We start from the raw sequence: 26,173 nt of genomic DNA on the forward strand, positions 1-26,173 counted from the left end.
GTCTAACCAGGGCGTGTCGCCTGCATGCCGGACGTTAGACTGGTCGGCATGGCGAGAGCAGGCAACGACGACGACCTCGTAGAGCGCGCAGAGGGCGAAGCGGCCCCGAACCCGGTGTGGTTCAAGCCCATCATGATCGGTCTCATGCTCGTCGGGCTCGTATGGGTCCTGGTGTTCTACCTCAGCGGGATGCAGTTCCCCATCCCCGGCATCGAGGCGTGGAACCTCGTGATCGGCTTCGGCATCGCCTTCATCGGCTTCCTCATGACCACCCGGTGGCGATAGCCCCGCACTCCTCGTCGACAGCGAAGCGCAGGTCCCCTCGGGGGCCTGCGCTTCTTCGTGCTGTGACGGTTCCCGACGGGGAAGTTATCCACAGGTTCATCCACATATGGGGATGAATCACACGTGTGTAATTCCTGTCAGTAGACGTACGCCGGGGGCAGGAGCATCAGGCCGAGGAGCACCACGATGAGCACGGCCAGCAGCGGGATCTGCATCCGCTGGCGTCTGACCGAGCGCGTGCGCGCGTAGATGAAGCCGACCGCCGCGCCGGCGATCAGGCCGCCGAGATGGGCCTGCCACGAGATGTTGAAGCCGGGGATGAAGCCGATCACCAGGTTGATCCCCAGGATGATGGCGATGCCGGTGATGTTCGCCCCGAGGTGGCGGCCGATGACCAGCAACGCACCGAAGAGGGCGAAGATCGCGCCCGAGGCCCCGACGACGGGGGTCGTGAACGACAGGAGTGTGACGGCGACCGAGCCGCCGAGACAGCCGACGAGGTACAGCGTCAAGAAGCGCCACCGGCCGAGGAGCGGCTCGAGGCTGCGGCCGAGCAGCCACAGCGCCAGCATGTTCAGGCCGAGGTGCCAGAACCCGTCGTGCACGAGGGCGACCGTCACGAGCCGCCACACCTGGAACGAGCCGGTCAGATCCGGATAGAGGTAGGGCGCCCAGTACAGCAGGTACTCACGGACGACCGACCCGGCCCCGGGGACGAGTCCGACCAGGAACGCGAACGCCGTGAGCGCGATGATCGCGTAGGTGACCATCGGCCGTCCGGCGTCCGCGCTGAGAACGCGCGGGCGCGACCACCGGCGCTCCGCCTTCCGCTGCGCTGTGGAGCGCGACTTCTGCTGGTTCTGCAGGCACTCGGGGCAGATGACCCCGACGGCTGCCGGCGTCTGGCACTCCGGGCAGATGGTGCGCAGGCAGCGCTGGCAGAGCACGAAGCTCTGCCGGTCCGGATGCCGGTAGCAGAAGTTCTCGCGGTTGGAGCGGAAGTCGTCGGTGGTCACGCCTCGACGGGTCCGATCAGACCGCGGCGATGTCGATGGACTCGATCACGACCGGCTCGAGCGGGCGGTCGCCCGCAGCGGTGGGGACGTTGCTGATCGCGTCGACGACCGCCTTGGAGGCGTCGTCGGCGACCTCGCCGAAGATGGTGTGCTTGCCCTGCAGCCACTCCGGCCCGCGACCGCCCTGACCGGGGACGGTGATGAAGAACTGCGAGCCGTTGGTTCCCTCGGGCTGACCGGTGATGGCGTTGCGGCGCAGGCCCGCGTTGGCCATGGCCAGCTTGTAGGGCTCGGTGAAGGTGAGCTCGGGGTGGATCTCGTCGTTGAAGTTGTAGCCGGGACCACCGGTGCCCTGACCGAGGGGGTCGCCGCCCTGGATCATGAAGCCCGAGATGATGCGGTGGAAGATGACGTCCTTGTAGAGCGGACCCTCGCCGGGCTTGCCCGTGGCGGGGTGGGTCCACGAGCCGGAGCCGTCGGCCAGCCCGATGAAGTTCTGCACGGTGCGGGGGGCGTGGTCGCCGAAGAGGTTGACGACGATGTCGCCGTGGTTGGTGTGGAACGTCGCGACAGCGGTGTGAGTGGGCATGGATACATTGTTCCAGGTTTCGTCGCAACCCCTCCCGCCACAGACCTCGTCTGGCAAGATGGGGTTTCCGACATCCCCACACCCTGGGAGGGCATTGTGAGCATCGGCCGCAAGCGCAAGAAGCAACTCCGGAAGCTGCAGAAGCAGGCCAACAACCTGTGGGAGTCGCAGCAGATCCTGGTCGGCGAAGCGGCGGCGGTGGCACGCGAGGCGGGGCGTCAGCTGGGCACCTACGGTCGTGAAGACCTCGGCCCGCAGGTGCAGGCCGGCTACGAGAAGTACGCCGCCCCCTACGTCGACCGCAGCGTCGCCTTCTCGAAGCACGTGCTCGCCGACAAGGTCGTCCCGACCGCCGGCGCCGTCGTGGGCGGCGCGCTGTCGGTGTGGGACGCCGCCAACGACACCCGCGCCCGGCTGGCCAAGGGCAAGGGCTTCGTCATGCCCGACGCCGGCAAGTACGCCAAGAAGGCCGACAAGTACTCCAAGGACGCCTCCAAGCGCATCGGACAGCGCCTGCACACGGTGCCCGAGCGCTCGGGCCCGTCGGCGGGCGGCGTGATCGCGCTGATCCTCGGCCTCGCCGCCGCAGCCGGCGTCCTCTACGCCGCCTGGCAGACGCTCCGCGCCGACGACGAGCTGTGGGTCGCGGACGACCCGCTTCGCGCACCGGATGCCTGATCCGCTCCAGCGGGTCACCGACGCAGCCGCCGCCCGGGGATTGGCGATCGAGACGCGAGAGCGTCCCGCCGCCAGAAGTCTTCCCGAGGCGGCGGCTCTGCTCGGCATCGAGCCGGCCGGCATCGTCAAGACCCTCGTGGTCAAGCGGAGCGACGACACCTATCTGTTCGCGCTGATCCCCGGCGATCGCGCGATCTCGTGGCCCAAGCTGCGCGCGCTCGTGGGGGTCAACAAGCTGCGGCTGCCCGAGCCCGAGCTCGCGCTGGCGGCCACCGGCTACGAGCGCGGGACGATCGTGCCGCTCGGCAGCACCCACGACTGGCCGGTGTACGCCGATGAGCGCATCGTCGGCAAGCGCATCGCGATGGGCGCCGGCGCGCACGGCTACAGCCTGTTTGTCGAGGCCGACGACCTGATCGCATCCTTCGAGGCGACCGTGGCCGACATCTCGCAGGAGCTCTAGGAAAGAAGTGTGGAGCCTAGGAGATTCGAACTCCTGACATCCTGCTTGCAAAGCAGGCGCACCGCTCCACTCGGAGGCCCGGACTCCCGCTGAACGGCGCGGTTCCGGGCCTCTGTTCGTGCAACCTCGTACAGCCGATTTCTGGCACGTACAGTCCCGTAGTGGCACGACTCTGGCACGAACGAGAGCCCTCACGAGCAGACTGCCGCCCACCGCTGAGGGGCGAGCACGCGACCGCCCAGCCGCCCTCCACGGGGCTCTCCGCAGAGGCCGCTATGCCTTGATCCGAAGCGCCTTGCGAGCCGCGATCACGAACGCGTCCTTCGCGCGCTCCGTCGCCTCGGCATCCTCTTCGGGGAACGTGTCGGTGTAGGCGTTGAGCGCCTCCAGCACGTCGTTCGGGCCGATGATTTCGAGGGTCGCCGCCACGTCACCCAGTTCCTCCTGAATGGGCCGCACCTGTTCGAGGTTCCGGCCCATCTCCTCACCGAGGTCGGTGAGCGCCTCCGCTGCGGATGCATCCCCCGCCGCATGTGCCGCATGGAGTTCGTTGGAGCGCTTCATCATCTCCGTGCCCTCCTCCCGGTGTCGGGCGTACCGGTCAGCGAGGGCGAGGATACGCGTCAGCCCCTCGTACCGGCGCTCCCTCACCCACCGATCGTGGTCACGCTTCGACTGCCAGATTGCGAGGACTGCACCAGCGATGGTGGTGACCCCCACTGCACCGAAGATGGTGAGGAATGCGAGCAGGGTCGGATCGATGGCCGCTGTTCGCTCCGCGGCTGTAGTCAGGATCACGCGCCGAGCCTACCGAGGCGCGCCGAAGCCGAGTGCTGTCCTCTTGCATGCTGCAACGTGGGCTCGCGGAACGTACGTCAGCAAGGAGAGGCGGGCCAGCCATGTCGGCCAGGCCCGCCCCTCGGTGGTGGTGGGGGGTTCGGTGGTCACACCGGGACGCGCTCCTCCGCAAGGGCGCTCACGAGGCGAGGGATTGCACCCGACGTGGGGCCAGGGGCGGCGAGCGCATCCCCATCTAGGAGGAGTTCGTACGCGTCGCGGTCGGCCTGGTGAAGAAGGGTGAGGCCCACCGAAGACGAAGGCGAACAACGAGGAGTTGCTGGCGGGCCTCCTCCTGTCGTTCCACGAAATCACGAATCATGCGCTGGGGCAGGCGTGGAGGAGGGCGGCTCGAAAGGTCGGGCTCGGACAGTTCCACGTGCACGACGTGCGCCACGCGGGCCTGACAATGGCGGCGCAGGCGGGGGCGACGACGCGCGAACTCATGGCGCGTGCAGGCCACCGCACGGCACGCGCGTCACTCATCTACCAACACGCGGCGGAGGAGCGAAATGCGGTGATCGCGGAACGAATCGACGTGCTCTCTCTCAACCCCCGTCGCACCCATCACGCGCACGGAGCACTCGAAGCACATTCGTAAGCGCGGCGAGCATCACTCGCGTGACACTGTGACACACTGTAGGCAACGGGGAATCGGAGGGGAGCGGATGGCGCTCGTCAACTTCTCCGTGGTGTTGGTTGGAGAGAACTTCCCAGTCCAGACCATCAAGACCACGGACTTCCAGTACCGTCACCGCGCTCTCAACGAGACGTTGAGGCTTCCGGTGGCGATGCAGGCAGAGAATAATCTCGTTGCCATGCAGGCGCTTCCGGACCGATTTGAGGTCCGCGTCAAGACGCCCGATGACCTAGCGAGACAGGCTGAGGGTGTCTCTGAGATGGTCGGAACATTCCTGGAGTACGTGGGGCGACGGACCGTGACCGCCGTTGGCCACAATGCTCAGTGGGCCATCCCCGGCGGTGCCGAATCCAAAAAAGCGCTTGCGTCCCATTTCAGTAACCTGGCCAGCATCGAAGCGCTAGTCGGTGTGGCACCCACAGACGTGGACCTTGCCTTCGGATTCCGGCTCGGCGCCGAGACGAAGGCGCGCGCCTCTCTCAATACCAGCGCCGATGGTGACGCCCTCCTGGACTTCAATTTTCACTTCGACATCTCCAGCCCGGATCAGATTGTCGCGGCGATGGCCGAACTGCCGCACTCGCTGAACCACGTTCGCACCATTGGTGATGCGATGGACCGACAGAACAGCATGGTGAACTTGTGACCAGCCTCTATGCAGGTGACTCCGCGAGCAAGACGAAGGCGGACTGGAACGACCGTCCCGTCGAAGAAGTCCGGGTGCCGCGCTGGCTCACGAACGGAGCCGCCTTTCCAGGGTCGTTCTTGTCCGAATTGCTGACAGTCCCTAGCGGCTCCAGTTACGGCTACTTCGTCAGGCCTGCGGACCCGCTCGGCGTATCCACTGCGAGCATCAACCGTGCAGTGGAAGACCTCGTCCGGGGCTGGCTGTCAGAGAATCTGACAGACCCTGCCGCTTTGGATCCCGCCGACTATCTGTTCGACTCTGCCGCGAGTGAGCCGGTGCCGACTGCATGGCTCGAAGCCGTATTCGCGATGCCCGTGCAGGAGCGACACTCCTTCATCATGGACGACGACGAGTAAGGCAAGTGACGCTTCGTGCTCCGGTGGAAGGCGAAAGCCTTCGTCAGGGTGACATTTGCTTCATCAAGGGGCTTCCACTTTGGAATCTCTCCGCGAGCAGCACCCAGGCAGACCCCCAGGGCGTCCTCACCCACTTCGTGATCCCGCCGCACAAGGCACTCCAATGGGATGAGTTGACAGGCTCAGTTGCCGTGGCAATCTGCTCTCACGACTGCGACGTGGAGAACCCTCGGTCGCGTACCGGAATCATTGTGGCCCCGCTCATTAAGGTGCCAGCATCCATCGGCAGCACTGCCTACAACCAAATCATGGCTTCCGGGGACGTGTCTGAGCGGATCGACTACGTGAACCTTTTCCCCCTTCTCCTCGCTGGCGGCGGCGAGGAACGCGCGGCAGTCGTTGATCTAAGCGCCCTGGTGACGGTCGCAAAAGCAGACGTCGGTGTCGAACTGCTCGCAGCCAACCGAAAGTACGTGATGGAGGACACCGCTCGCGATGCTTTCCGGACGAAACTCGCGCTGTTCTTTGCGCGCCCCTACCAAGACCCTCGCGAGGCGGCTGATAGCGCATAGTGGCACGGGGATGGCATGCGCGGCCATCCTGGCAACGGAGAAGTCCCCCGGTCCGGTGGCTGAAAATGCCGTCTGACCAGGGGACTAATGGACTGTGGAGCCTAGGAGATTCGAACTCCTGACATCCTGCTTGCAAAGCAGGCGCTCTACCAACTGAGCTAAGGCCCCGGGGCGAAGGAGTGGGGCTACCAGGACTTGAACCTGGGACCTCTTCATTATCAGTGAAGCGCTCTAACCGCCTGAGCTATAGCCCCGTCTGCTGAAGGCGCCGGGCGCCTGCAACCTCCAAGACTTTACCGGACTCGCCGCGATTTCACGAATCGACGACGAGCGGCGGATGCCGGTGGTTGACTGTGCGCATGAGCGACGCCACGCACGACGCCGAACCGCACGCGGGGGGCACACATCAGCGGCTGAACTGGCTGCGCGCCGGCGTGCTGGGTGCCAACGACGGCATCGTCTCGGTCGCCGCCCTGGTCGTCGGCGTGGCGGGCGCCACCACGGCGGTCGGGCCGCTGCTGACCGCCGGCGTCGCCGGCGTGGTCGGCGGTGCGATCTCGATGGCGCTCGGCGAATACGTGTCGGTCTCGAGCCAGCGCGATTCGGAGCGCGCGCTGATCGCCAAAGAAGAGCGCGAACTGCGCGAGATGCCGGAGCAGGAGCTCGAGGAGCTCGCCGACCTCTACCGTCAGCGCGGACTCAGCGACGCCACCGCGCACCAGGTCGCCGTCGAGCTCACCGCGCACGACGCCCTCGCCGCGCACCTCGAGGTCGAACTGCACATCGACCGCGACGCACTCGTGAACCCCTGGCACGCCGCGCTGTCGTCGGCGATCGCGTTCACGCTCGGGGCGCTCCTGCCGCTTCTCGCCATCCTGCTGCCGCCGCCCGACTGGCGCGTGCCGGTGACGTTCGTCGCGGTGCTCCTCGCCCTCGCCGGGACGGGCACCATCTCGGCGCGGCTGGGCGGTGCCCCGGTGGCGCGCGCGGTCATCCGTCTCGTGATCGGCGGCGCGCTGGCGCTGGCGGTGACGTGGGTGATCGGCACCCTGCTCGGGACGACCGTGGCGTGACGGATGCCGCGGCCGCGGCATCCGATCAGTTCGAGGTGAAGCCGACCAGCAGGCCCCCGGTCACCTTCACCGCGAGGTTGTAGATCCCCGCGACGACCGCGCCGAGCACGGTGATCACGATGAGGTTCAGGATCGCGACGATCGCCGAGAAGGCCAGCACCTGCGGGAAGCTGATGAACTGCGACAGCAGCAGGCTGCCGTCCGAGAAGCTGCCGAGGAAGTCGTCGGCCTGCGAGATGAGCCCGGTGGTCTGGACGACCAGGTAGATCATCACGAGCGAGACGACCGTCACGATCGCGATCGCGATCGCGGCGAGGAACGACAACTTCACGGCCGACCAGAAGTCGACGTACACCAGGCGCAGGCGGACCTGCTTGGCGCTGGTCTTGCTGCTGGACTTCTTCGCGAGCTTGTCGGCTACCGTGCTCATGCGTCAGTACTCTCTTCGCTGGTCGGGGGAGCGGTGTCGGGGGCGGATTCATCCGACTCCGCTGTCTCGGCGAGGCGCCGTTCGCCGTTGCGCGCGATCGCGATGATGCGGTCGTCTTCGCCGGCGCGGGCGAACAGGACACCCATCGTGTCGCGACCCTTGGCAGGCACCTCGGCCACGGCAGAGCGTACCACCTTGCCGCTGGCAAGAACCACAAGGACCTCGTCGTCCTCCGAGACGATGAGACCGCCCGCCAGGCTGCCCCGATCCTCGTTCAGACGGGCCACCTTGATGCCCAGACCGCCGCGGCTCTGGGTGCGGTACTGCGACACCTCGGTGCGCTTGGCGTACCCGCCCTCGGTGACCACGAACACGAATCCGTCGTCGTGGGCGACCGAGGCCGACAGCAGGCTGTCGCGGTCACGGAAGGACATGCCCTTCACGCCCTCGGTCGACCGCCCCATCGGACGCAGCGCCTCGTCGGTGGCGGTGAAGCGCAACGACATGCCCAGGCGGCTGATGAGCAGGATCTCGTCGCCCTCGTCCACGAGCATCGCGCTGACGACCTCGTCGCCCTCGCGCAGCCGGATGGCGATGACCCCGCCCTGGCGGTTGGTGTCGTACTCGGTGAGTCGCGTCTTCTTCACCAGTCCGCCGCGTGTGGCGAGGACCAGGTAGGTGGCGACGGAGTAGTCGCGGATGTCGAGGATCTGGGCGATCTCCTCGTCCGGCTGGAGCGCGAGCAGGTTCGCCACGTGCTGGCCCTTGGCGTCGCGGCCGGCCTCGGGGACCTCGTACGCCTTCGTCCGGTACACCCGGCCCTTGGTGGTGAAGTACAGCAGCCAGTGGTGGGTGGTCGTGACGAAGAAGTGCTCGACGACGTCGTCGGCGCGCAACTGCGCGCCCTTCACGCCCTTGCCGCCGCGGTGCTGCGAGCGGTAGTTGTCGCTGCGCGTGCGCTTGATGTAGCCGTCCCGCGTGACGGTGACCACCATCTCCTCTTCGGGGATGAGGTCCTCCATCGACATGTCGCCGTCGAAGCCGGGCAGGATCTGGGTGCGACGGTCGTCGCCGAAGCGGTCGACGATGCCGGTGAGCTCGTCGCGGATGATCGTCCGCTGCCGCGCGGCGTCGGCGAGGATGTCTTTGTAATCCGCGATGCGAGCCTCGAGCTCGGTAGCCTCGTCGATGATCTTCTGGCGCTCGAGCGCCGCCAGGCGGCGCAGCTGCATGTCGAGGATCGCCTGCGCCTGGATCTCGTCGATCTCGAGCAGGCGCTGCAGCCCCTCGTTGGCCTCCTGCACCGTCGGCGAGCGGCGGATCAGGGCGATCACCTCGTCGAGGGCATCCAGCGCCTTGAGGTACCCGCGCAGGATGTGCATGCGCTCTTCGGCCTTGCGCAGGCGGAAGCGGGTGCGGCGGACGATGACCTCGACCTGGTGGTCGATCCACAGCGTGATGAAGCCGTCCAGGGGCAGCGTCCGCGGCACGCCGTCGACGATCGCGAGCATGTTCGCGCCGAAGTTCTCCTGCAGCTGCGTGTGCTTGTACAGGTTGTTCAGCACGACCTTGGCGACGGCATCCCGCTTCAGGACGATGACCAGACGCTGACCCGTGCGACCCGACGTCTCGTCGCGGATGTCGGCGATGCCGGTGATCTTGCCCTCGCGAGCGAGGTCGCTGATCTTGATCGCGACGTTGTCGGGGTTCACCTGGTACGGCAGCTCGGTGATGACCAGGCACGTGCGGCCCTGGATCTCTTCGACGTCCACGACAGCGCGCATCGTGATCGAGCCGCGCCCGGTGCGGTAGGCGTCCTTGATGCCGCGGGTGCCGAGGATCTGCGCGGCGGTGGGGAAGTCCGGCCCCGGGATGCGCTCCATGAGCGCCTCGAGGAGCTCTTCCCGGCCGGCATCCGGGTTCTCGAGCGCCCACAGCGCGCCCGAGGCGACCTCGCGCAGGTTGTGGGGCGGGATGTTGGTGGCCATGCCGACGGCGATGCCGACCGAGCCGTTGACGAGCAGGTTGGGGAAGCGCGCCGGCAGGACCGTCGGCTCCTGCGTCTGGCCGTCATAGTTGTCCTGGAAGTCGACGGTCTCTTCTTCGATGTCGCGCACCATCTCGAGCGCGAGCTGCGACATCTTCGTCTCGGTGTATCGCGGGGCGGCCGCGCCCTGGTTGCCGGGCGAGCCGAAGTTGCCCTGGCCGAGGGCGAGCGGGTAGCGCAGGGACCACGGCTGGACCAGGCGCACGAGGGCGTCGTAGATGGCGGTGTCGCCGTGCGGGTGGTACTGACCCATCACCTCGCCGACGACGCGCGAGCACTTCGAGAAGGACTTGTCGGGACGGAAGCCGCCGTCGTACATGCCGTACAGCACCCGACGATGCACCGGCTTGAGGCCGTCGCGCACATCGGGCAGCGCGCGCCCGATGATGACGCTCATCGCGTAGTCGAGGTAGCTGCGCTGCATCTCGAGCTGCAAATCGACCTGGTCGATCTTGCCGTGCTCGTGGACGGGTTCGGGGCGTTCTTCGTCAGCCATGTCTTCTCAGTTTCTGTCGGTCCTTCATCTCGCGTGCTCGCTCAGGGACCGGTTGCTGAGCGGGGCGGCGACGCCGCCGAGACGAAGCATCAGATGTCCAGGAAGCGGACGTCCTTGGCGTTTCGCTGGATGAATCCGCGGCGGGACTCGACGTCCTCGCCCATCAGGATGGTGAAGATCTCGTCGGCGGCCGCCGCGTCGTCGATGGTGACCTGGCGGAGCGTCCGCGACTGCGGGTCCATGGTGGTCTCCCACAGCTCGTGGTCGTTCATCTCGCCGAGACCCTTGTAGCGCTGGATCGCGTTGTCCTTCGGGATGCGCTTGCCCTGCGCCTGCCCCTCGACCAGCAGCGCGTCGCGCTCCCGGTCGCTGTAGGCGTACTCGTGCGGGGAGTTCGACCACTTCAGGCGGTACAGCGGCGGCTGGGCGAGATAGACGAAACCGGCCTCGATCAGCCCGCGCATGTAGCGGAACAGCAGGGTCAGCAGCAGCGTCGTGATGTGCTGGCCGTCGACGTCGGCATCGGCCATCAGCACGATCTTGTGATAGCGCGCCTTGTCGATGTCGAAGTCCTCGCCGATGCCCGTGCCGAAGGCCTGGATCATCGCCTGGACCTCTTTGTTGCCCAGGGCCTTGTCGAGCCGCGCGCGCTCGACGTTCAGGATCTTGCCGCGCAGGGCCAAGATCGCCTGCGTGTGCGGGTCGCGACCCTGCACCGCCGAGCCGCCGGCCGAGTCGCCCTCGACGAGGAAGATCTCGCTGATCGAGGGGTCCTTGCTGGTGCAGTCCTTGAGCTTGTCGGGCATCGCCGCGGACTCGAAGACGCTCTTGCGGCGAGCCGTCTCGCGCGCCTTGCGGGCGGCCAGGCGGGCCGTGGCGGCGTCGATCGCCTTGCGGATGACGTTCTTGGCCTGGGCGGGGTTGCGGTCGAACCAGTCGCCGAGCTGGTCGCCGACCACCTTCTGCACGAACGCTTTGGCCTCGGTGTTGCCCAGCTTCGTCTTGGTCTGGCCCTCGAACTGCGGTTCGGACAGCTTCACCGAGATGACGGCGGTCAGACCCTCGCGGATGTCCTCGCCGGTGAGGTTGTCCTCCTTCTCTTTGAGGAGGTTGTTCGCCCGCGCGTAGCGGTTCACCAGGGCCGTGAGCGCGGCACGGAAGCCCTCTTCGTGGGTCCCGCCCTCGTGGGTGTTGATGGTGTTGGCGAAGGTGAAGACGTTCTCGGTGTAGCTCGTGGTCCACTGCATCGCCATCTCCATGGCGATCTTGCGGTCGGTGTCCTCGGACTCCACCTCGATGATCTCGTCGTTGACGATGTCGGCGTGGCGGACCTTGTTCAGGTACTCCACGTAGTCCACCAGCCCGCGCTCGTAGAGGAAGCTGTCGTGGCGGGCCTGCGGCTCGGCATCCACCGCGTCGACATCGTCGATGACCTCTTCGGCCCGCTCGTCGCGCAGGTCGATGCGCAGCCCCTTGTTGAGGAACGCCATCTGCTGGAAGCGGGTGCGCAGGGTGTCGTAGTCGAAGTCGATCGTGTCGAAGATCGTGTCGTCCGGCCAGAAGGTGATGGTGGTGCCGGTCTGGCTGCTCTCTTCCCCCTTGGCCAGCGGGGCCTGCGGCACCCCGCCGTCGCGGTAGGACTGCCGCCACACGTGACCCTGACGCTTGACCTCGACCTCGAGGCGGCTCGACAGCGCGTTCACGACCGACGATCCGACGCCGTGCAGGCCGCCCGAGACGGCGTAGCCGCCGCCGCCGAACTTTCCGCCCGCGTGAAGCACCGTCAGGACCACCTCGACCGTGGACTTGCCCTCGGTCCGGTGCATGTCCACCGGGATGCCGCGGCCGTTGTCGACGACGCGGACGGCGCCGTCGGCGAGGATCGTGACCTCGATCGTGTCGCAGTAGCCGGCGAGGGCCTCGTCCACGGAGTTGTCGACGATCTCGTACACCAGGTGGTGCAGCCCGCGCTCCCCCGTGGATCCGATGTACATGCCGGGGCGCTTGCGCACGGCCTCGAGACCTTCGAGCACCTGGATGGCGTCTGCCCCGTATTCGTTGGGAGCCTTCACTGCCGGAGTTTCGGGTTCCTCGGGAACGCTTTCGGGGTTCACGGACGTCATAGGTTCAAGCGCTCCACATTCTCGACACAGATCCGCTTCAGTCTAACAAGCGAGGGCCGCCTCTTCACTGTTGTACGGGCCTGTGGCGCGATGAAATCCCCTGGAACGACCGCGGACGTGCGTCAGCCGTAGGTATCGCGCGGGCCACGGCCTGGAATCGTTCTGGGACCCCATTTCCACGAGGGGACGTCCGGCCCGAGAAAGCGGATGGACTCGACACCCGCGTCGGGGAAGCGCCGAATGATCTCGGACAGAATCTGCGCGCGCATGATCTGAAGCTGCTTCGCCCACGCCGTGGAGTCGGCCTGCACGACCAGCACGCCGTCCGCGAAGGCCACCGGCCGCGTCCGCGCGGCGGTGTCGGCGCCGGCCACCTCGTCCCACGCACGGACCACATCCTCGCGCGAGAGCTGCGCCTCCCACCCCGACTCCCTGGTCAGGTCGGCGATGACATCGCCGAGCCCGCGCGGATCCCGGCCCGCGGTGAACGGCTGATTCTCGTCGTCCTCCGTCCGGCGACGACGCCGGCGATAGGCGCGCGGCGAGGGGTCGAGGCCGCGCAGCCGCAGATAGGTCGCGACAGTCTCGGGGATCCGGGGGGTGCCGACCGCGGCCGGCAGCGCCGGCTCGGGACGATCGGATGCCGGCGGCGCGGGCCGCTCGTCCGGATCACTCATCGTCGGAACCCGGGTTCGCCGCCGGCGTGCCGACGATCGTGCCGGCCTCGACCCGCACCATGCGCGCGCGGAGCGCGGGCGGGATGTCGGCATCGACGGCCGCGGTGACGATGACCTGCTCGAAGCCGCCGACGAGATCCGCCAACCGGGCGCGGCGATCGGCATCGAGCTCGGCGAACACGTCGTCGAGGATCAGCACGGGGTCACCTAGGCGCGAATCGGCGCGCAGCAGCTGGGCCGAGGCCAGTCGCAGTGCCAGAGCCATCGACCAGGACTCCCCGTGCGAGGCGTATCCCTTGACCGGCAGGCCCCGGAGGATCAGACGCAGGTCGTCGCGATGCGGGCCGACGAGGGTGATGCCGCGATCGAACTCCGCGGCGCGGCGCTCGGCCAGCGCGCGCCGGAACGCGTCGGCGAGACCGGCGGGCCCGGCATCCGTCATCGTCTCTTCGTCGGAGTCCTCGCCCGCGCCGGCCACCGAGAGCGACCAGCGCAGCTCGGGACGGTGATCCGCGCCGGCGATCGCGCGGTAGCTGTCGGCGACGGGCTCGGCGAGCGCCGCGGTGAGCGCCGACCGTGCCTGGATGACCTCGGTCCCCAGGGCGATGAGCTTGTCGTCCCACACGTCGAGGGTCGGCAGGGCGTCCCCGCGGAGCCCGCGCGCACGCGCGGACTTCAGCAGGGCGGTGCGCTGCTTGAGCACGCGGTCGTAGTCGGCGAGGACCGCGGCGAGGCGCGGCGCCCGCTGGATGAGCAGCTGATCGACGAAACGCCGCCGCGCAGAGGGGTCTCCGCGGACGATCTGCAGATCCTCGGGGGCGAAGAGCACGACCTGCGCGTAGCGCGGGAGTTCGGCCGGCTTCACGGGCGCGCCGTTGACGCGAGCCTTGTTCGCGCCCTGGCGGTTGAGCTGCGCCTCGAGCAGCACGCGACGCTCGCCGTGGGCGAGCCGGGCGCGGATGACGGCAGAGTCGCAGCCGTCCCGCACCATCGGGGCGTCGCTGGTGACGCGATGCGAGCCGAGAGTGGCGAGGTAGCCGATCGCCTCGGCCAGATTCGTCTTGCCCTGGCCGTTGCGACCGACGAAGACGTTCGGACCGGGGCCCAGCGTCACGTCGGCTTCCGCATAATTGCGGAAGTCCACGAGACTGAGCTGCTCCACGATCACCGCATCACCTTACGCGGCCCTTCCGACCCGGGCGGAACGGGCCGGACGCGTCACCGCAGCAGCAGGTTGGGCTGCAGCAGGTACTTGAAGGACTGCTCGCCGGCCGTGTCCACCGAGGTCTGCGGGGTGATCAGCACCGGGCTGAGCTTGTTGGCGTTGTCGCTCGACGTGAACGTGATGCGCGCGAACTCGCTCTTGACCGCGCCGAGCGACTCCAGCAGGTACTGCGGGTTCAGTCCCAGCGTCACGTCCTCGCCGACGAGGTGCGCGTCGACGGACTCCGTCGCGCGGGCCTGCTCGGTGCCCGAGGCGTCCATCGACACGCTGTCGGTCGTGAACGTGAAACGCAGCGGTGCCGAGCGGTCGAGCACGAGGGACACGCGACGCACCGCCTCGGCCAGCTCCGCCGTGTTGACCACGGCGTGGTGCTCGTTCTGCTCGGGGAACAGGCGCCTGACCGGCGGGAAGTTGCCCTTGATCAGCAGTGACGTGACGGTCTTGTTCCCCGACGTGAACGCGATGATCTCGCGGTCGCCGGAGCCCGAGAACGCGATCGAGATGTCGCCGGAGTGGGCGAAGGTCTTGCCGACCTCGGTCAGGGTCCGGGCGGGGACGAGCGCGGTGGTGGGCTCGTCGCTCGCGGTCGCTCCGCCGTCCCACGGGATCTCGCGGAGCGCCACGCGGTAGCGGTCGGTGGCGACCAGGCTCAGCTGGGTGCCGGAGGCCTCGAGCTGCACACCCGTGAGGACGGGCGTGACGTCATCGCGCGACGCGGCGAAGGCGACCTGGGCGATCGCGGTCGCGAAGTCCTCTGCGGGAACGAGCCCGGTCTCGCCGGTCACCTCGGGGATCGCGGGGTATTCCTGCACGGGCATCGACGCGAGGGTGAAGCGGGCCGAGCCGCACGTCAGCAGGATGCCGCCGTCCTCGTCGACCTGGATCTGCACGGGTGCATTCGGCAGCCGGCTGGCGATGTCAGACAGCAGCCGGCCGTGCACGAGGATCGTGCCCGGTTCGTCGACCGTGGCCTCGATCGTGGTGCGGGCGGACGCCTCGTAGTCGAAGGCCGCCAATGACAGACCGTCGGAGGACGCTTCGATCAGCACACCGGCCAGGATCGGCTGCGGATTGCGCTGCGGCAGCAGCTTCACCACGAACGACACGGCTTCGCTGAACACATCGCGGTTGACGTGGAACTTCACGAATGCTCCCTCGACAGCGGGTTGGGCCTTCTCATGCTAGTGGTACGGGCGCTGGATGCCAGCGACGCGATGTCCGAAGCGACCCGGCTCCGCAAAGGTGATCGGACGGCCATGAATATCTATCTCTCTGTCATCTTGTTAACAGGTGTGGAAAGTGTGGATAAGTCCGTGGATCCCGCTCGGCGGCTGGGAACCACAATCGTGTGAGTTGTGGATCGGCTGCGGATTCTTAAGGGAGAGACGCCGGATGCCGGCATCCCGGTTCGACGTCCGTCCACAGCTCACCCGCCGGTCGCTCACATCCTTGTCCGCAGGCTGGCGGAGTTATCCACAGGTTTTCCACACTGTGCAGAACGGCGAATGATGGCGGCGCCGCCGGATGCTGTCAAGTGCCGGTTGCGGAATGGGCCGGTGCCGAGGTCAGCGGCCGTTGCGGCCGAGCTGCGACGTGATCTCGGAGACCTGGTTGTAGATCGAGCGCCGCTCCTTCATGAGGTCGCTGATCTTCTTGTACGCGTACATCACCGTGGTGTGGTCGCGATTGCCGAAGAGCTGCCCGATCTTGGGCAGCGAGAGGCTCGTGCGCTCCCGGCACAGATACATCGCGATCTGGCGGGCGGTGGCCACGGACTGCGAGCGGCTCGACCCGTACAGGTCGTCGACGGTGAGCTTGAAGTACTGCGCGGTCGCGCTGATGATGTCGGTCGGCGACACCACGTTGGCGTCGTCCTGGTCGACGATGTCGCGCAGGACGGTCTGCGCCAGCGACATGTCGAGGGTGGACCGGTTGAGGCTGGCGAAGGCCGAGACACGGATCAGCGCGCCTTCGAGCTCCCGGATGTTGCTCGAGACGACGGTGGCGATGTACTCCAGCACCTCGTCGGGGATGTGGAGCCGCTCGCTCTGCGCCTTCTTGCGGAGGATCGCGATGCGGGTCTCGAGGTCGGGCGCCTGGACGTCGGTGATGAGACCCCACTCGAACCGGCTGCGCATGCGGTCCTCGAAGCCCGTCAGGTGCTTCGGCGGCACATCGCTGGTGATCACGACCTGCTTGTCGTGGTCGTGCAGCGTGTTGAAGGTGTGGAAGAACGCTTCCTGCGTCTCGGCGCGGCCCTGCAGGAACTGGATGTCGTCGATCAGCAGGATGTCGACATCGCGGTACCGGGCCTGGAACGCCGAGCCGCGGTTGTTGGCGATCGAGTTGATGAAGTCGTTCGTGAACTCTTCGCTCGAGACGTACCGCACTTTGATGCCGGCGTACAGGCTGATCGCGTAGTCGCCGATCGCGTGAAGCAGGTGCGTCTTGCCGAGCCCAGAGTCGCCGTAGATGAACAGCGGGTTGTATGCCTTCGCAGGAGCCTCTGCCACCGCGACGGCCGCGGCGTGCGCGAAGCGGTTGGACTGGCCGATGACGAAGTTGTCGAACGTGTACTTCGGGTTCAGCCTGGTGTCGCTCCGGGAGCCGCCGATGCCGGCATCCGTCTGTTCTTCGATGCCGATGCGACCGATCGACGACCCGAGCACGGGGCTGGGCGCCGACGAAGCGACCGGAGCGGAGTCTGTGGATGAAGCTGTGGATGAGTTGGGGGAAACCGGCGCCGGCGGGGCGTCGACGAGTTCCGGATTCACCACCACGCGGAAGGTGCTCGCGGGCTCCGCGACCTGGTCCTCGACGCGGGAGAGGGCCTCCATGATCGAGTTGCGCATGCGCTTGGTGAACTGCGCGGCGGTGAGGTCGTTCGGCACGTCGAGGTAGAGAGTTCCGCCCATGACGCCCTGAGGAACCGCGAGGTTCAGGAATCCCTGCAGCTGCGGGCTGATGCGATCATCCGACGAGAGCTCGCCCAGCACAGCCGACCAGACGGGTACATCTGGAATCTCGTGCGATGACATGGGCCCCCCGTGAAGAAAGTGTGCTCACAGGGCAGCGGAGTGCACACGCGACCTGTGGATAACTGTCGGAGCAACGCTAGTCAGCGGGCCTGTCCGGAGCAAACTCCACTGTAGGACCGGCCCGCGTGTCCTTGCCAGGGTGAGCCGGTACCCTCGTGATATGTCCGCACGCGGGCTCGGTTTGAGTTATCGCGGTTATCGACGTAGCCTTAATCGGTTGACTTGTGCCCTCGCGGCAGTCCCCTGTGTACATCGTCCCCGGTCTGAGCGTCCCGGTGACACCCTGATCCGGAAGTGATCCCCAATGAGCAAGCGCACCTTCCAGCCCAACAACCGCCGTCGCGCCAAGAAGCACGGCTTCCGCGCCCGCATGCGCACGCGCGCCGGCCGCGCCATCCTCTCGGCCCGCCGCTCCAAGGGCCGCACCGAGCTCTCGGCCTGACGCGAGCGGTGCTGGCGAGGCCGAACCGACTCACCCGCGGATCGGATTACAAGGCCGTCGTCCGTCGGGGCCGTCGTTGTGCCGGAGCGCACACGGTGACCTATGTGATCGCGGCCGAGGACGAGACCTCCGGTCCCGCCGCTGCTCGCTTCGGCTTCATCGTCAGCCGCCAAGTCGGATCAGCCGTCGTGCGCAATACCGTGCGCCGACGGCTGAAAGCCGTATGTGCGCAGTCGCTGCCGACGGTTCGCCCCGGCAGCGACATCGTCATCCGCGCACTGCCCAGCGCGGCATCCGCCTCTTTTCAGGATCTGCGCGACGAGGTCGCGCGATGCCTCGCTCGGAGGGCCGCGTGAGCGTGCTGCCGGCGTACGCCCGCGGCGACGCCCACCTGAACACCGCCGATCTCGTTCGAGCGCTCCCCCTCGTCCCCCGGAACGCCGGCCTCACTCTGCTGCACGCATATAGGGCGACCATCTCGCACACGTACGGCGACGTGTGCAAGTACTTCCCGTCCTGCTCGGCCTACGCCGTCGGCGCCGTGCAGCAGCACGGTCTGGCGAAGGGCGTCGTGCTGACCGCGGCGCGGCTGGCCCGTTGCCACCCGTGGGCGCAAGGCGGCGTGGACGACGTTCCGCTGCATCCTGATTTCCGTCACGAGCTCACCCCGCACGGGTTCGTCGTGCCGGGCGCAACACGAAAGGACTGATCCGCCCATGGATCTCTTCGGCATCATCCTCTGGCCGCTCAAGTGGGCGGTCGAGGCCGTGCTCGTCGCGTGGCACTCGTTCTTCACGTTGGTGGGGATGCCGCCGGCTGACGGTTTCACGTGGGTCCTCGCGATCGTCGGACTCGTCATCGTGGTGCGCGCAGCGCTGATCCCGCTCTTCGTGAAGCAGATCAAGAGCCAGCGCAAGATGATGGAAATCGCCCCTGAACTGCGGAAAGTTCAGGAGAAGTACAAGGGCAAGCGCGATCAGCTGTCCCGCGAGGCGATGAGCCGCGAGACGATGGCGCTGTATAAGAAGCACGGCACGACCCCGGTCTCGAGCTGCCTGCCGCTGCTGGTGCAGATGCCGATCTTCTTCGCGCTGTTCAGCGTGCTGAACGATGTGCAGAAGATCGCGCAGAATCCCGAGTTCAGCGGCGTCGGACTGCTCAACAACCAGCTGACGCAGCAGTTCTACGACGCGAAGCTGTTCGGCGTCGCGTCGTTGCACGAGACGCTCATCAACGCGATCGAGAGCAGCAACACCGTCGCGATCGTGATCCTGCTGATCCTCGTGGTCCTGATGATCGTCTCGCAGTTCTTCACGCAGCTGCAGATCATCTCGAAGAACCTCTCCCCCGAGGCCAAGACCGGCCAGGCGTATCAGATGCAGAAGATCATGCTGTACGTCCTGCCGTTCGCCTTCGTCTTCTCGGGTGTCTTCTTCCCCCTCGGCGTCGTCATCTACTGGTTCGTCTCGAACCTGTGGACGATGGGCCAGCAGTTCCTCGTCATCCGCGAGATGCCGACCCCTGGTTCCGACGCGGCGAAGGCCCGTGAGGAGCGTCTGGCGCGCAAGGGCAAGGCCATCGACGCGCAGGGCAAGGTCGTGCCGATGGACAAGTACCTCGCCGAGCAGCAGCGCCTGTATGAAGAGGCCGAGGCCGCCCGTGCCGCCGCGCCCAAGCGCCAGCAGCCGGTGAGCAAGCAGCGCGCCAAGAAGCAGTCGCAGAAGAAGCCCGGCTCGCCGGCCAAGCCGGCCGATGCGCCGGACGGCGCCCAGGGCGCGGCATCCTGATCTATCGACCCGCGATCTCGACGAGGACATCATGACCAGCACCCCCGAGTACGCCCCCGCCGACGTGACGCGCCCCGACCGGGCTCAGCCCACCATCGAGGAGCTCGAGGAAGAGGGCGACATCGCCGCCGACTTCATCGAGGAACTGCTGGACATCGCGGACATCGACGGTGATCTGGCGCTCGACGTGAGATCGGGACGTGCCTATGTGTCCGTCGAGGCTGAGGACGCCGCTGCGGTCGCGACGATCTCGGACCCCGACACCGTGCAGGCGCTGCAGGAACTGACCCGCATCGCCGTGCAGAATCGCACCGGTCGGTTCTCGCGGCTGATCCTCGACATCGGCGGCTCGCGCAGCGCCCGTCAGCAGGAGCTCGCTACGCTCGTCGATCGTGCGATCGCCAAGCTGGATGAGGGAGCATCGCAGGCCTCCCTGCCGGCGATGTCCAGCTATGAGCGCAAGCTCGTGCACGACATCGTCTCGGAGCGCGGTTTCGTCTCGGAGTCCTACGGCGAAGGCGCCAACCGCCACACCGTCGTGCGTCGTGGCTGACGTTTCACGTGAAACGCCCACCACGGGCGTGGAAGCGGAGCCCGCGATCGCCGCGGAGATCTTCGGTGATCGGATCGACCTCGCACGTCGTTTCACTGCTGCGCTTGCGGCTTACGGCGAGGAACGCGGGCTGATCGGTCCTCTGGAGCCCCCGCGCCTGTGGACACGGCACATTCTCAATAGTGTGGTCGCCGCCCCCCTGTTCTCTGGCCGCGTCGGCGACGTGGGTTCCGGCGCAGGGTTGCCGGGTCTTGTGCTCGCGATCGCTCGACCTGATGTCGAGTGGGTGCTGATCGAGCCGATGGAGCGTCGTGTGGCGTGGCTCACCGAGCAGGTCGCGGAGTTGGGGCTCGAAAACGTCGAGGTGCTTCGTGCTCGCGCGGAAGATTGGCGTCAGGGACCGGTGCTGGACGCCGTCACCGCACGCGCTGTCAGCGCGCTGCGCACCCTGGTGCCGATCACTGCGCCGCTGGTCCGTGATGGCGGAGAGCTGATTCTGCTCAAGGGAGCATCGGTGGCGAACGAGATCGAGGCCGCAGAGAAACAGCTTCGCAAGTTCAAGGTCACGAATGCGCGCGTCGAGGTTCTCGGTGAGGGTCTGCTCTCCGAGCCCACTCGCGTCCTCCGCGCCACCGTCCGCTGACCTCGCAACCCCCGCCGATCGAGTAGCGCCGAAGGCGCGTACCGAGATCCCCCCGACCGACCGCCGATCGAGTAGCGCCCAGGCGCGTGCCGAGATCCCCGCTGACCGACCGCCGATCGAGTAGCGCTGAAGGCGCGTACCGAGATCCCCCGTTTCACGTGAAACGGGGGATGCTGCGTGAAGGTGGTCTCGATACGCCGGCTTCACCGGCTACTCGACCACCGGTGCACCCCTACGCGTCGATCGAGTAGCGCCGCAGGCGCGCTCCGAGATCCGCCCGTTTCACGTGAAACGCCGGGTGGCGTATGAATGGGTTCCCGATACGCCGGCTTCACCGGCTGCTCGTCCTCCGGAGGTCCCGCCGATCGAGTAGCGCCGTAGGCGCGTACCGAGATCTACCCCTCGAGATCGTCAGTCGCAGGCTGTCCGGTAGCTGCTGAAACAGACCCCCATTGCTTCTTGCTGAGCGGGCTGAGCTTGTCTACCTGACCCTTCACAAGCGCCAGTCGCTTACTGCGACTCCACCCTTGCACCTGCTTCTCGCGCCCGTACGCGTCGTCGATCCGCTCGAACTCTTCGAAGTACAGCAGCCGCACCGGCCGGCGCGTTCTCGTGTACTTCGCGCCCTCACCGAAGTTATGTTCCGCGAGTCGTCGATCTAGGTCTTTGGTGCTGCCCACGTAGAGACTGCGATCCGAACACTCGAGGATGTACATGTAGCCCATCACCCGAGTGTCGTGCCTGGATTGGGTGTCGTCAGCGACTAGACGACATCGGTGAATGAATCCGGCCGCACCAAGTGGTGTGCAGGAGAAGTTGGTTGACCGTTTCACGTGAAACGTGTGGGGACGTGGGTGGTTCGGATTCGAGCGAACGCGTAAGGCCGAGTTTGAGGCCGCGGATGGATCTCGGTACACGCCTGCGGCGCTACTCGATCTACGGGGGATCCCGGTGGTCGAGTAGCCGGCGGAACCGGCGTATCGAGAAGCCCTGGGTGGATCTCGGTACGCGCCTGCGGCGCTACTCGATCGCCGGGTGGGGTGCCCGGTGGTCGAGTAGCCGGCGGAGCCGGCGTATCGAGACCGGCCGAATGCAGCACCAGCGTTTCACGTGAAACGCGGGGATCTCGGTACGCGCCTGCGGCGCTACTCGATCGGCGGGTGGGGTGGGCCCGGGGGACGAGTAGCCGGCCGAGCCGGCGTATCGAGAACTCCGGGGTGGATCTCGGTGCGCGCCTGCGGCGCTACTCGATCGCCGGGTGGGGTGCCCGGTGGTCGAGTAGCCGGCGGAGCCGGCGTATCGAGACCGGCCGAATGCAGCACCAGCGTTTCACGTGAAACGCGGGGATCTCGGTACGCGCCTGCGGCGCTACTCGATCGGCGGGTGGGGTGGGCCCGGGGGTCGAGTAGCCGCCGAGCCGGCGTATCGAGAACTCCGGGGTGGATCTCGGTACGCGCCTGCGGCGCTACTCGATCGGCGGGTGGGGTGGGCCCGGTGGTCGAGTAGCCGGCGGAGCCGGCGTACCGAGACCGGGCGAATGCAGCACCAGCGTTTCACGTGAAACGCGGGAATCTCGGATACGCGCCTGCGGGGCTACTCGATCGGCGGGTGGGGGGTGAGGAGCGGGGAAAGGGGGAGGGGGAGGTTAGAGTAGAGGACGTTGTTGCCGGCGCGCGAAGGGAAGAGCGTTTCACGTGAAACCATCCGACGAGACCAGCGCCAGCACCTCCTTCTCGTTGGACGACAGTCCGATCGCCCGTGAGCTCGCCGACCTGTCCGCGCGCCGCCGGCAGCTCGAGAGCGTCGAAGTCGAACTCAGCGGCCGAACGCGCGTCGTGACCATCTCGAACCAGAAGGGCGGCGTCGGAAAGACGACCACCGCCGTGAACGTCGCCGCCGCGCTCGTCGCCGTCGGCGCCAGGGTTCTCGTGATCGACCTGGACCCTCAGGGGAACGCCTCTACGGCTCTCGGGGTTCCGCACACGGCCGAGACGCCCAGCGTCTACGACGTGCTGATCGACGAGTTCCCCCTCGCCGACATCATCCAGACGAGCCCGGAGTCGGATAACCTGCTCTGCGCGCCGAGCACCATCCACCTCGCCGGCGCCGAGATCGAACTCGTCTCGCAGGTGGCTCGCGAGCACCGCCTGCGCACCGCGGTCGAGGACTACCTGGCGGATCCCGCCCACAAGCTCGACTTCATCATCATCGACTGCCCGCCGTCGCTCGGCCTGCTCACGATCAACGCGTTCACCGCGGCGGATGAACTGCTCATCCCGATCCAGTGCGAGTACTACGCGCTCGAAGGTCTCAGCCAGCTTCTCGGCACAGTCAAGATGATCCAGAAGCACCTCAACCCGCGCCTGCATCTCTCGACGATCATGCTCACGATGTACGACGGCCGCACCCGACTGGCGCAGCAGGTCGCCGACGAGGTGCGGGAGCACTTCCCGCGTGAGGTGCTGCACACCGTCATCCCGCGATCGGTGCGGGTTTCCGAGGCGCCGAGCTTCGGGCAGACCGTCATCGCCTACGACGGCCAGTCCGCGGGCGCGATCGCCTATAAGGAGGCAGCGGTCGAGATCATCCAGCGCGATCACGCGAACATCGAAGAAGGAGAGTCCTGATGGCCAAGCGCACAGGTCTGGGACGGGGGATCGGCGCGCTGATCCCCACGAGTGAGCCGGCAGAATCCCGCCCTGCGGACGTGTTCTTCCCGCGCTCCAGCGAGCGGGCAGAGGACGCCGACGAAACCCCGCGTGACGAGACGACACGCGACGAGGGATCCGCGACCGATCAGCCGGCCGCCGCGGACCCCGCGACGCAGTCCGAGTCACCCGGGCGGGAGGACGAACCCCACGAGGACCTCGTCGCCGTCCCCGGCGCCCGTCTCGCGCACATCGACCCCCACGACATCGTGCCCAACCCGCGTCAGCCGCGGACACACTTCGACGAGGACGATCTCGCCGAACTGGTGCACAGCGTCCGTGAATTCGGCGTCCTGCAGCCGGTGGTGGTGCGCGCGAACGAGGATGGCCAGTACGAGCTCATCATGGGTGAGCGTCGCACCCGTGCCGCGCGCGAGGCCGGACTGACCTCGATTCCTGCGATCATCCGCGAGACCGCCGACGAGCATCTGCTGCGCGACGCTCTGCTGGAGAACCTGCACCGGTCCGAGCTCAATCCGCTGGAAGAGGCATCCGCCTATCAGCAGCTACTCGAGGACTTCGGAATCACGCAGGAGGAGCTCGCCAGCCGCATCGGCCGGTCGCGTCCTCAGATCAGCAACACGATCCGCCTGCTCAAACTGCCCGTCCCCGTGCAGCAGCGGGTGGCCGCCGGCGTTCTGAGTGCCGGGCATGCCCGCGCCATCCTGTCTCTCCACGACACGGACCGCATGCAGCGACTGGCCGACAAGATCGTCAACGAGGACCTCTCGGTCCGCGCGGCAGAGGCTGCCGCCAAGTCGACGGATGCCGGTGGCTCCCGATCCCCGAAACCTCACCCCGGTGCGCGACGGGCGTATCTCGACGAGGTCGCCGATCGTCTGGGCGACCGGCTGAACACCCGCGTCAAGGTCGCGCTCGGAGCGCGTAAAGGCCAGGTCAGCATTGAATTCGCCAGCATCCAGGATCTGAATCGGATTCTCGAGGAGCTGGGCGAGTCGGGGTACGGCTCGAACTGACGCGTCCTCCACAGGCGTGGCTGCGAAGCGACCGACGTCGCCGCAGCCACGTACCCTGGATGGATGGCGAACGACGAACAGCACCCCGCGCGCCGCGCGAGCCTGGAACTCCTTCGCGCCGAGGCCGGTGACGAACTGTCCGCCCTGATCGCCGAGCGGCTGCGCGGCGGTGAGGACCCGTGGGACTTCATGGAGGACCTGCCGAGCGTCGACGAACTGGTGGTGTTCATGCTGCGCGCAGAGAACATCGCCGCGAACGGGGGCGTGCGTCCGGGGGCCGCCCGCAATTACCGCGTGCTGCGTCAGATCGCCCTCGACTACCCGCCCCTCACGCCCGCAGTCTGGCGCCTGCTCGGAAAAGCGAACACGCACCGCCGCTGGGATGCGACGGTGCGTGTCGACGTACCGTGAGCCGGTTCGACCGGCCGGATGCTGATCAGCCGATGTAGGCGGCGAGGTCCTTCTCGAGCGCGAACTTCGGCTTGGCGCCGATGATCGTCGTCTCGACCTGACCCTTGTTGAAGACCTTCATCGCCGGGATAGAGGTGATCTGGTACTTCATCGCCAGGTCGGGGTTCTCGTCGACGTTGAGCTTGAGCACGGTGATCTTGTCGGGGTGCTCGTTCTGAATCTCGTCGAGGACGGGGGCCACCATGCGACACGGGCCGCACCAGGCCGCCCAGAAGTCGACGAGGACCGGGCCGTCGGCGTTGAGGACGTCCTGGTCCCAGGTCGCGGAGGACGTGGTCTTCGCAGTCATGCGGTTCTCCTTCGGTCGGGAAGACTGTCGGTGGGGGTAAACGCGAGGCGCGCCGGGATTGTTCCGGCGACGCTCAGACCGTGGAGACCTCGGGCAGGCCCTCGATGGGGTCCGCGTGCGGTGCGGGCTCGCCCGCCTCGCCCAGCCCCGCGAGGTAGTGCTCGAGGTCCAGGGCAGCGACGGTGCCGCTGCCCGCGGCCGTCACGGCCTGCCGGTACGTGGGGTCGATGACGTCGCCGGCGGCGAACACACCCGGCACCGAGGTGCGCGAGGAGCGGCCGTCCACCCAGACGGTGCCCTCCGGGGTGAGGTCGAGCTTGCCGTGCACGAGGTGCGTGCGGGGGTCGTAGCCGATCGCGACGAACACGCCCTCGAGCGCCAGTTCACGACGGGACCCGTCGACGGTGGACTCCAGCACGACGCCGCTGACGGCATCCTCGCCGACGATGTCGACGACCTCGCTGTTCCACACGAACTCGATCTTGTCGTTCTTGAACGCTCGCTCCTGCATGATCTTGGACGCGCGCAGCTCGTCACGGCGGTGGATGACGTAGACCTTCGAGGCGAACTTGGTCAGGAACGTCGCCTCTTCCATCGCCGAGTCTCCGCCGCCGACGACCGCGATGGCCTTCTCGCGGAAGAAGAACCCGTCGCACGTCGCGCAGTACGACACGCCACGGCCCGAGAGGCGGGACTCGCCCTCGATGCCGATCTTGCGGGGGGCGGACCCCGTCGCGAAGACGATCGCGTCGGCCTCGTGCGAGGTGCCGCTGCCGAGCGTGACCTTCTTCACCGGTCCGTCGATGTCGAGCGACACGACGTCGTCGTACAGCACCTCGGCGCCGAAGCGCTCGGCCTGCTGCTGCATCTTCTCCATCAGCTCGGGACCCTGGATGCCCTCGGGGAAGCCGGGGAAGTTCTCGACCTCGGTGGTGTTCATCAGCTCTCCGCCGGCTTCGACCGAGCTGGCCACGACGAGCGGCGCGAGGTTCGCCCGAGCCGCGTAGATCGCCGCGGTGTAGCCCGCAGGACCGGAGCCGATGATGATGACCTGACGCACGTGCGCCCCC

The 26,173-nt window shown here is 67.1% G+C and carries 30 protein-coding genes and 3 tRNA genes; 17 read left to right on the forward strand and 16 right to left on the reverse strand.

Annotated elements, in window-relative coordinates; translation table 11 throughout:
* Positions 1-48 precede the first annotated feature (48 nt).
* Positions 49-285: a cell division protein CrgA gene (locus ACYVF4_RS07260; RefSeq protein WP_460721245.1), complete on the forward strand. Its 237-nt coding sequence runs from the start codon at positions 49-51 to the stop codon at positions 283-285.
* Positions 286-422: 137 nt separating this feature from the next.
* Here ACYVF4_RS07260 and ACYVF4_RS07265 read toward each other — a convergent pair whose 3' ends face one another.
* Both ACYVF4_RS07265 and ACYVF4_RS07270 read right to left on the reverse strand, forming a co-directional pair.
* A complete protein-coding gene (locus ACYVF4_RS07265) occupies positions 423-1,301 on the reverse strand; it encodes a rhomboid family intramembrane serine protease (protein ID WP_460721247.1) in 879 nt (292 codons plus the stop codon).
* Between the two features lie 16 nt (positions 1,302-1,317).
* On the reverse strand, positions 1,318-1,890 hold the full coding sequence (locus tag ACYVF4_RS07270; protein ID WP_460721250.1) for a peptidylprolyl isomerase: 573 nt from the start codon (positions 1,888-1,890) through the stop codon (positions 1,318-1,320).
* A gap of 96 nt (positions 1,891-1,986) precedes the next feature.
* Between ACYVF4_RS07270 and ACYVF4_RS07275 the strand changes: the two genes are divergently transcribed.
* Positions 1,987-2,568 carry a DNA helicase gene (locus ACYVF4_RS07275; protein WP_460721252.1) on the forward strand — a complete coding sequence of 194 codons (582 nt, stop codon included), beginning with the start codon at positions 1,987-1,989 and terminating at the stop codon, positions 2,566-2,568.
* The gene (locus ACYVF4_RS07280; protein WP_460721254.1) at positions 2,561-3,031 is read left to right on the forward strand and encodes an aminoacyl-tRNA deacylase; all 471 of its coding nucleotides are present in this window, start codon (positions 2,561-2,563) and stop codon (positions 3,029-3,031) included. Before ACYVF4_RS07275 ends, ACYVF4_RS07280 begins: the two co-directional genes overlap by 8 nt.
* A gap of 10 nt (positions 3,032-3,041) precedes the next feature.
* On the opposite strand, the gene ACYVF4_RS07285 is transcribed toward ACYVF4_RS07280, so the two are convergent.
* Positions 3,042-3,102 (reverse strand) — tRNA-Ala (locus ACYVF4_RS07285).
* Between the two features lie 202 nt (positions 3,103-3,304).
* On the reverse strand, positions 3,305-3,829 hold the full coding sequence (locus tag ACYVF4_RS07290) for a hypothetical protein (protein ID WP_460721256.1): 525 nt from the start codon (positions 3,827-3,829) through the stop codon (positions 3,305-3,307).
* Between the two features lie 316 nt (positions 3,830-4,145).
* Here ACYVF4_RS07290 and ACYVF4_RS07295 point away from each other — a divergent pair, with 316 nt between their 5' ends.
* The 4 genes from ACYVF4_RS07295 to ACYVF4_RS07310 all read left to right on the forward strand — a co-directional run bounded on the left by ACYVF4_RS07295 (position 4,146) and on the right by ACYVF4_RS07310 (position 6,124).
* Complete coding sequence (locus ACYVF4_RS07295; protein WP_460721258.1) at positions 4,146-4,469, forward strand: tyrosine-type recombinase/integrase; 324 nt, start codon at positions 4,146-4,148, stop codon at positions 4,467-4,469.
* Positions 4,470-4,536: 67 nt separating this feature from the next.
* Complete coding sequence (locus ACYVF4_RS07300; RefSeq protein WP_460721260.1) at positions 4,537-5,154, forward strand: hypothetical protein; 618 nt, start codon at positions 4,537-4,539, stop codon at positions 5,152-5,154.
* Positions 5,151-5,552: a hypothetical protein gene (locus tag ACYVF4_RS07305; RefSeq protein ID WP_460721262.1), complete on the forward strand. Its 402-nt coding sequence runs from the start codon at positions 5,151-5,153 to the stop codon at positions 5,550-5,552. Before ACYVF4_RS07300 ends, ACYVF4_RS07305 begins: the two co-directional genes overlap by 4 nt.
* Before the next feature lie 5 nt (positions 5,553-5,557).
* On the forward strand, positions 5,558-6,124 hold the full coding sequence (locus tag ACYVF4_RS07310; protein ID WP_460721264.1) for a hypothetical protein: 567 nt from the start codon (positions 5,558-5,560) through the stop codon (positions 6,122-6,124).
* A 95-nt stretch (positions 6,125-6,219) separates the two neighbouring features.
* Here the strand turns inward: ACYVF4_RS07310 and ACYVF4_RS07315 are convergent.
* Both ACYVF4_RS07315 and ACYVF4_RS07320 read right to left on the reverse strand, forming a co-directional pair.
* Positions 6,220-6,292: transfer RNA gene (locus ACYVF4_RS07315), tRNA-Ala, on the reverse strand.
* Between the two features lie 12 nt (positions 6,293-6,304).
* A tRNA-Ile gene (locus ACYVF4_RS07320) sits at positions 6,305-6,378 on the reverse strand.
* Between the two features lie 105 nt (positions 6,379-6,483).
* Here ACYVF4_RS07320 and ACYVF4_RS07325 point away from each other — a divergent pair.
* A complete protein-coding gene (locus ACYVF4_RS07325; protein WP_460721265.1) occupies positions 6,484-7,197 on the forward strand; it encodes a VIT1/CCC1 transporter family protein in 714 nt (237 codons plus the stop codon).
* Positions 7,198-7,222: 25 nt separating this feature from the next.
* Here ACYVF4_RS07325 and ACYVF4_RS07330 read toward each other — a convergent pair whose 3' ends face one another.
* The 7 genes from ACYVF4_RS07330 to dnaA form a co-directional block, all read right to left on the reverse strand.
* Positions 7,223-7,627 (reverse strand): DUF3566 domain-containing protein, encoded by a 405-nt coding sequence (locus ACYVF4_RS07330; RefSeq protein WP_460721267.1) that lies wholly within the window; start codon positions 7,625-7,627, stop codon positions 7,223-7,225.
* Complete coding sequence (gene gyrA / locus ACYVF4_RS07335; RefSeq protein WP_460721269.1) at positions 7,624-10,170, reverse strand: DNA gyrase subunit A; 2,547 nt, start codon at positions 10,168-10,170, stop codon at positions 7,624-7,626. Before gyrA ends, ACYVF4_RS07330 begins: the two co-directional genes overlap by 4 nt.
* 89 nt (positions 10,171-10,259) lie before the next feature.
* Positions 10,260-12,293: a DNA topoisomerase (ATP-hydrolyzing) subunit B gene (gene gyrB / locus ACYVF4_RS07340; protein WP_460721271.1), complete on the reverse strand. Its 2,034-nt coding sequence runs from the start codon at positions 12,291-12,293 to the stop codon at positions 10,260-10,262.
* A 122-nt stretch (positions 12,294-12,415) separates the two neighbouring features.
* Positions 12,416-12,970 (reverse strand): DciA family protein, encoded by a 555-nt coding sequence (locus ACYVF4_RS07345; RefSeq protein ID WP_460721273.1) that lies wholly within the window; start codon positions 12,968-12,970, stop codon positions 12,416-12,418.
* The gene (gene recF / locus ACYVF4_RS07350; RefSeq protein WP_460721275.1) at positions 12,963-14,138 is read right to left on the reverse strand and encodes a DNA replication/repair protein RecF; all 1,176 of its coding nucleotides are present in this window, start codon (positions 14,136-14,138) and stop codon (positions 12,963-12,965) included. Before recF ends, ACYVF4_RS07345 begins: the two co-directional genes overlap by 8 nt.
* Positions 14,139-14,188: 50 nt before the next feature.
* Positions 14,189-15,340: a DNA polymerase III subunit beta gene (gene dnaN, locus ACYVF4_RS07355; RefSeq protein WP_460721277.1), complete on the reverse strand. Its 1,152-nt coding sequence runs from the start codon at positions 15,338-15,340 to the stop codon at positions 14,189-14,191.
* 420 nt (positions 15,341-15,760) lie between these two features.
* The gene (dnaA, locus tag ACYVF4_RS07360) at positions 15,761-17,233 is read right to left on the reverse strand and encodes a chromosomal replication initiator protein DnaA (RefSeq protein WP_460721279.1); all 1,473 of its coding nucleotides are present in this window, start codon (positions 17,231-17,233) and stop codon (positions 15,761-15,763) included.
* 304 nt (positions 17,234-17,537) lie between these two features.
* Here dnaA and rpmH point away from each other — a divergent pair, with 304 nt between their 5' ends.
* Genes rpmH through rsmG form a run of 6 tightly spaced genes read left to right on the forward strand, consistent with a single transcriptional unit; the run spans position 17,538 to position 20,658 of the window.
* Complete coding sequence (rpmH, locus tag ACYVF4_RS07365) at positions 17,538-17,675, forward strand: 50S ribosomal protein L34 (RefSeq protein ID WP_064002918.1); 138 nt, start codon at positions 17,538-17,540, stop codon at positions 17,673-17,675.
* 8 nt (positions 17,676-17,683) lie between these two features.
* Positions 17,684-18,031 (forward strand): ribonuclease P protein component, encoded by a 348-nt coding sequence (gene rnpA / locus ACYVF4_RS07370; protein WP_460721281.1) that lies wholly within the window; start codon positions 17,684-17,686, stop codon positions 18,029-18,031.
* A complete protein-coding gene (gene yidD, locus ACYVF4_RS07375) occupies positions 18,028-18,384 on the forward strand; it encodes a membrane protein insertion efficiency factor YidD (RefSeq protein ID WP_460721283.1) in 357 nt (118 codons plus the stop codon). Before rnpA ends, yidD begins: the two co-directional genes overlap by 4 nt.
* Positions 18,385-18,391: 7 nt before the next feature.
* On the forward strand, positions 18,392-19,462 hold the full coding sequence (yidC, locus tag ACYVF4_RS07380) for a membrane protein insertase YidC (RefSeq protein WP_460721285.1): 1,071 nt from the start codon (positions 18,392-18,394) through the stop codon (positions 19,460-19,462).
* Positions 19,463-19,493: 31 nt separating this feature from the next.
* A complete protein-coding gene (locus tag ACYVF4_RS07385; protein WP_460721287.1) occupies positions 19,494-20,015 on the forward strand; it encodes a Jag family protein in 522 nt (173 codons plus the stop codon).
* Positions 20,008-20,658, forward strand: a complete 651-nt coding sequence (rsmG, locus tag ACYVF4_RS07390; protein ID WP_460721289.1) for a 16S rRNA (guanine(527)-N(7))-methyltransferase RsmG — start codon at positions 20,008-20,010, stop codon at positions 20,656-20,658. Before ACYVF4_RS07385 ends, rsmG begins: the two co-directional genes overlap by 8 nt.
* A 395-nt stretch (positions 20,659-21,053) precedes the next feature.
* Here the strand turns inward: rsmG and ACYVF4_RS07395 are convergent, their stop codons facing one another.
* The gene (locus tag ACYVF4_RS07395; protein WP_460721291.1) at positions 21,054-21,383 is read right to left on the reverse strand and encodes a GIY-YIG nuclease family protein; all 330 of its coding nucleotides are present in this window, start codon (positions 21,381-21,383) and stop codon (positions 21,054-21,056) included.
* A gap of 969 nt (positions 21,384-22,352) precedes the next feature.
* On the opposite strand from ACYVF4_RS07395, the gene ACYVF4_RS07400 reads away from it, so the two are divergent.
* From ACYVF4_RS07400 to ACYVF4_RS07410, 3 genes are all read left to right on the forward strand, one after another.
* Positions 22,353-23,285 (forward strand): ParA family protein, encoded by a 933-nt coding sequence (locus ACYVF4_RS07400; protein WP_460721293.1) that lies wholly within the window; start codon positions 22,353-22,355, stop codon positions 23,283-23,285.
* Positions 23,285-24,343 (forward strand): ParB/RepB/Spo0J family partition protein, encoded by a 1,059-nt coding sequence (locus ACYVF4_RS07405; protein WP_460721295.1) that lies wholly within the window; start codon positions 23,285-23,287, stop codon positions 24,341-24,343. Before ACYVF4_RS07400 ends, ACYVF4_RS07405 begins: the two co-directional genes overlap by 1 nt.
* Before the next feature lie 63 nt (positions 24,344-24,406).
* On the forward strand, positions 24,407-24,754 hold the full coding sequence (locus tag ACYVF4_RS07410) for a tryptophan synthase subunit alpha (RefSeq protein ID WP_460721297.1): 348 nt from the start codon (positions 24,407-24,409) through the stop codon (positions 24,752-24,754).
* A 25-nt stretch (positions 24,755-24,779) separates the two neighbouring features.
* On the opposite strand, the gene trxA is transcribed toward ACYVF4_RS07410, so the two are convergent.
* Both trxA and trxB read right to left on the reverse strand, forming a co-directional pair.
* The gene (trxA, locus tag ACYVF4_RS07415; RefSeq protein ID WP_460721299.1) at positions 24,780-25,103 is read right to left on the reverse strand and encodes a thioredoxin; all 324 of its coding nucleotides are present in this window, start codon (positions 25,101-25,103) and stop codon (positions 24,780-24,782) included.
* A 73-nt stretch (positions 25,104-25,176) separates the two neighbouring features.
* The gene (trxB, locus tag ACYVF4_RS07420; RefSeq protein ID WP_460721301.1) at positions 25,177-26,163 is read right to left on the reverse strand and encodes a thioredoxin-disulfide reductase; all 987 of its coding nucleotides are present in this window, start codon (positions 26,161-26,163) and stop codon (positions 25,177-25,179) included.
* Positions 26,164-26,173 lie beyond the last annotated feature (10 nt).

This window comes from Microbacterium aureliae (genome assembly GCF_054780155.1).

Bases quoted from the DNA above. Each gene is read 5' to 3' on its own strand.
- ACYVF4_RS07280 (WP_460721254.1), top strand. From the start codon at position 2,561: ATGCCTGATCCGCTCCAGCGGGTCACCGACGCAGCCGCCGCCCGGGGA.
- yidC (WP_460721285.1), top strand. From the start codon at position 18,392: ATGGATCTCTTCGGCATCATCCTCTGGCCGCTCAAGTGGGCGGTCGAG.
- ACYVF4_RS07325 (WP_460721265.1), top strand. From the start codon at position 6,484: ATGAGCGACGCCACGCACGACGCCGAACCGCACGCGGGGGGCACACAT.
- rpmH (WP_064002918.1), top strand. From the start codon at position 17,538: ATGAGCAAGCGCACCTTCCAGCCCAACAACCGCCGTCGCGCCAAGAAG.
- ACYVF4_RS07395 (WP_460721291.1), bottom strand. From the start codon at position 21,383: ATGGGCTACATGTACATCCTCGAGTGTTCGGATCGCAGTCTCTACGTG.
- ACYVF4_RS07260 (WP_460721245.1), top strand. From the start codon at position 49: ATGGCGAGAGCAGGCAACGACGACGACCTCGTAGAGCGCGCAGAGGGC.
- ACYVF4_RS07385 (WP_460721287.1), top strand. From the start codon at position 19,494: ATGACCAGCACCCCCGAGTACGCCCCCGCCGACGTGACGCGCCCCGAC.
- ACYVF4_RS07270 (WP_460721250.1), bottom strand. From the start codon at position 1,890: ATGCCCACTCACACCGCTGTCGCGACGTTCCACACCAACCACGGCGAC.
- ACYVF4_RS07300 (WP_460721260.1), top strand. From the start codon at position 4,537: ATGGCGCTCGTCAACTTCTCCGTGGTGTTGGTTGGAGAGAACTTCCCA.
- ACYVF4_RS07330 (WP_460721267.1), bottom strand. From the start codon at position 7,627: ATGAGCACGGTAGCCGACAAGCTCGCGAAGAAGTCCAGCAGCAAGACC.
- gyrB (WP_460721271.1), bottom strand. From the start codon at position 12,293: ATGACGTCCGTGAACCCCGAAAGCGTTCCCGAGGAACCCGAAACTCCG.
- gyrA (WP_460721269.1), bottom strand. From the start codon at position 10,170: ATGGCTGACGAAGAACGCCCCGAACCCGTCCACGAGCACGGCAAGATC.
- ACYVF4_RS07345 (WP_460721273.1), bottom strand. From the start codon at position 12,970: ATGAGTGATCCGGACGAGCGGCCCGCGCCGCCGGCATCCGATCGTCCC.
- trxA (WP_460721299.1), bottom strand. From the start codon at position 25,103: ATGACTGCGAAGACCACGTCCTCCGCGACCTGGGACCAGGACGTCCTC.
- ACYVF4_RS07405 (WP_460721295.1), top strand. From the start codon at position 23,285: ATGGCCAAGCGCACAGGTCTGGGACGGGGGATCGGCGCGCTGATCCCC.
- ACYVF4_RS07410 (WP_460721297.1), top strand. From the start codon at position 24,407: ATGGCGAACGACGAACAGCACCCCGCGCGCCGCGCGAGCCTGGAACTC.
- dnaA (WP_460721279.1), bottom strand. From the start codon at position 17,233: ATGTCATCGCACGAGATTCCAGATGTACCCGTCTGGTCGGCTGTGCTG.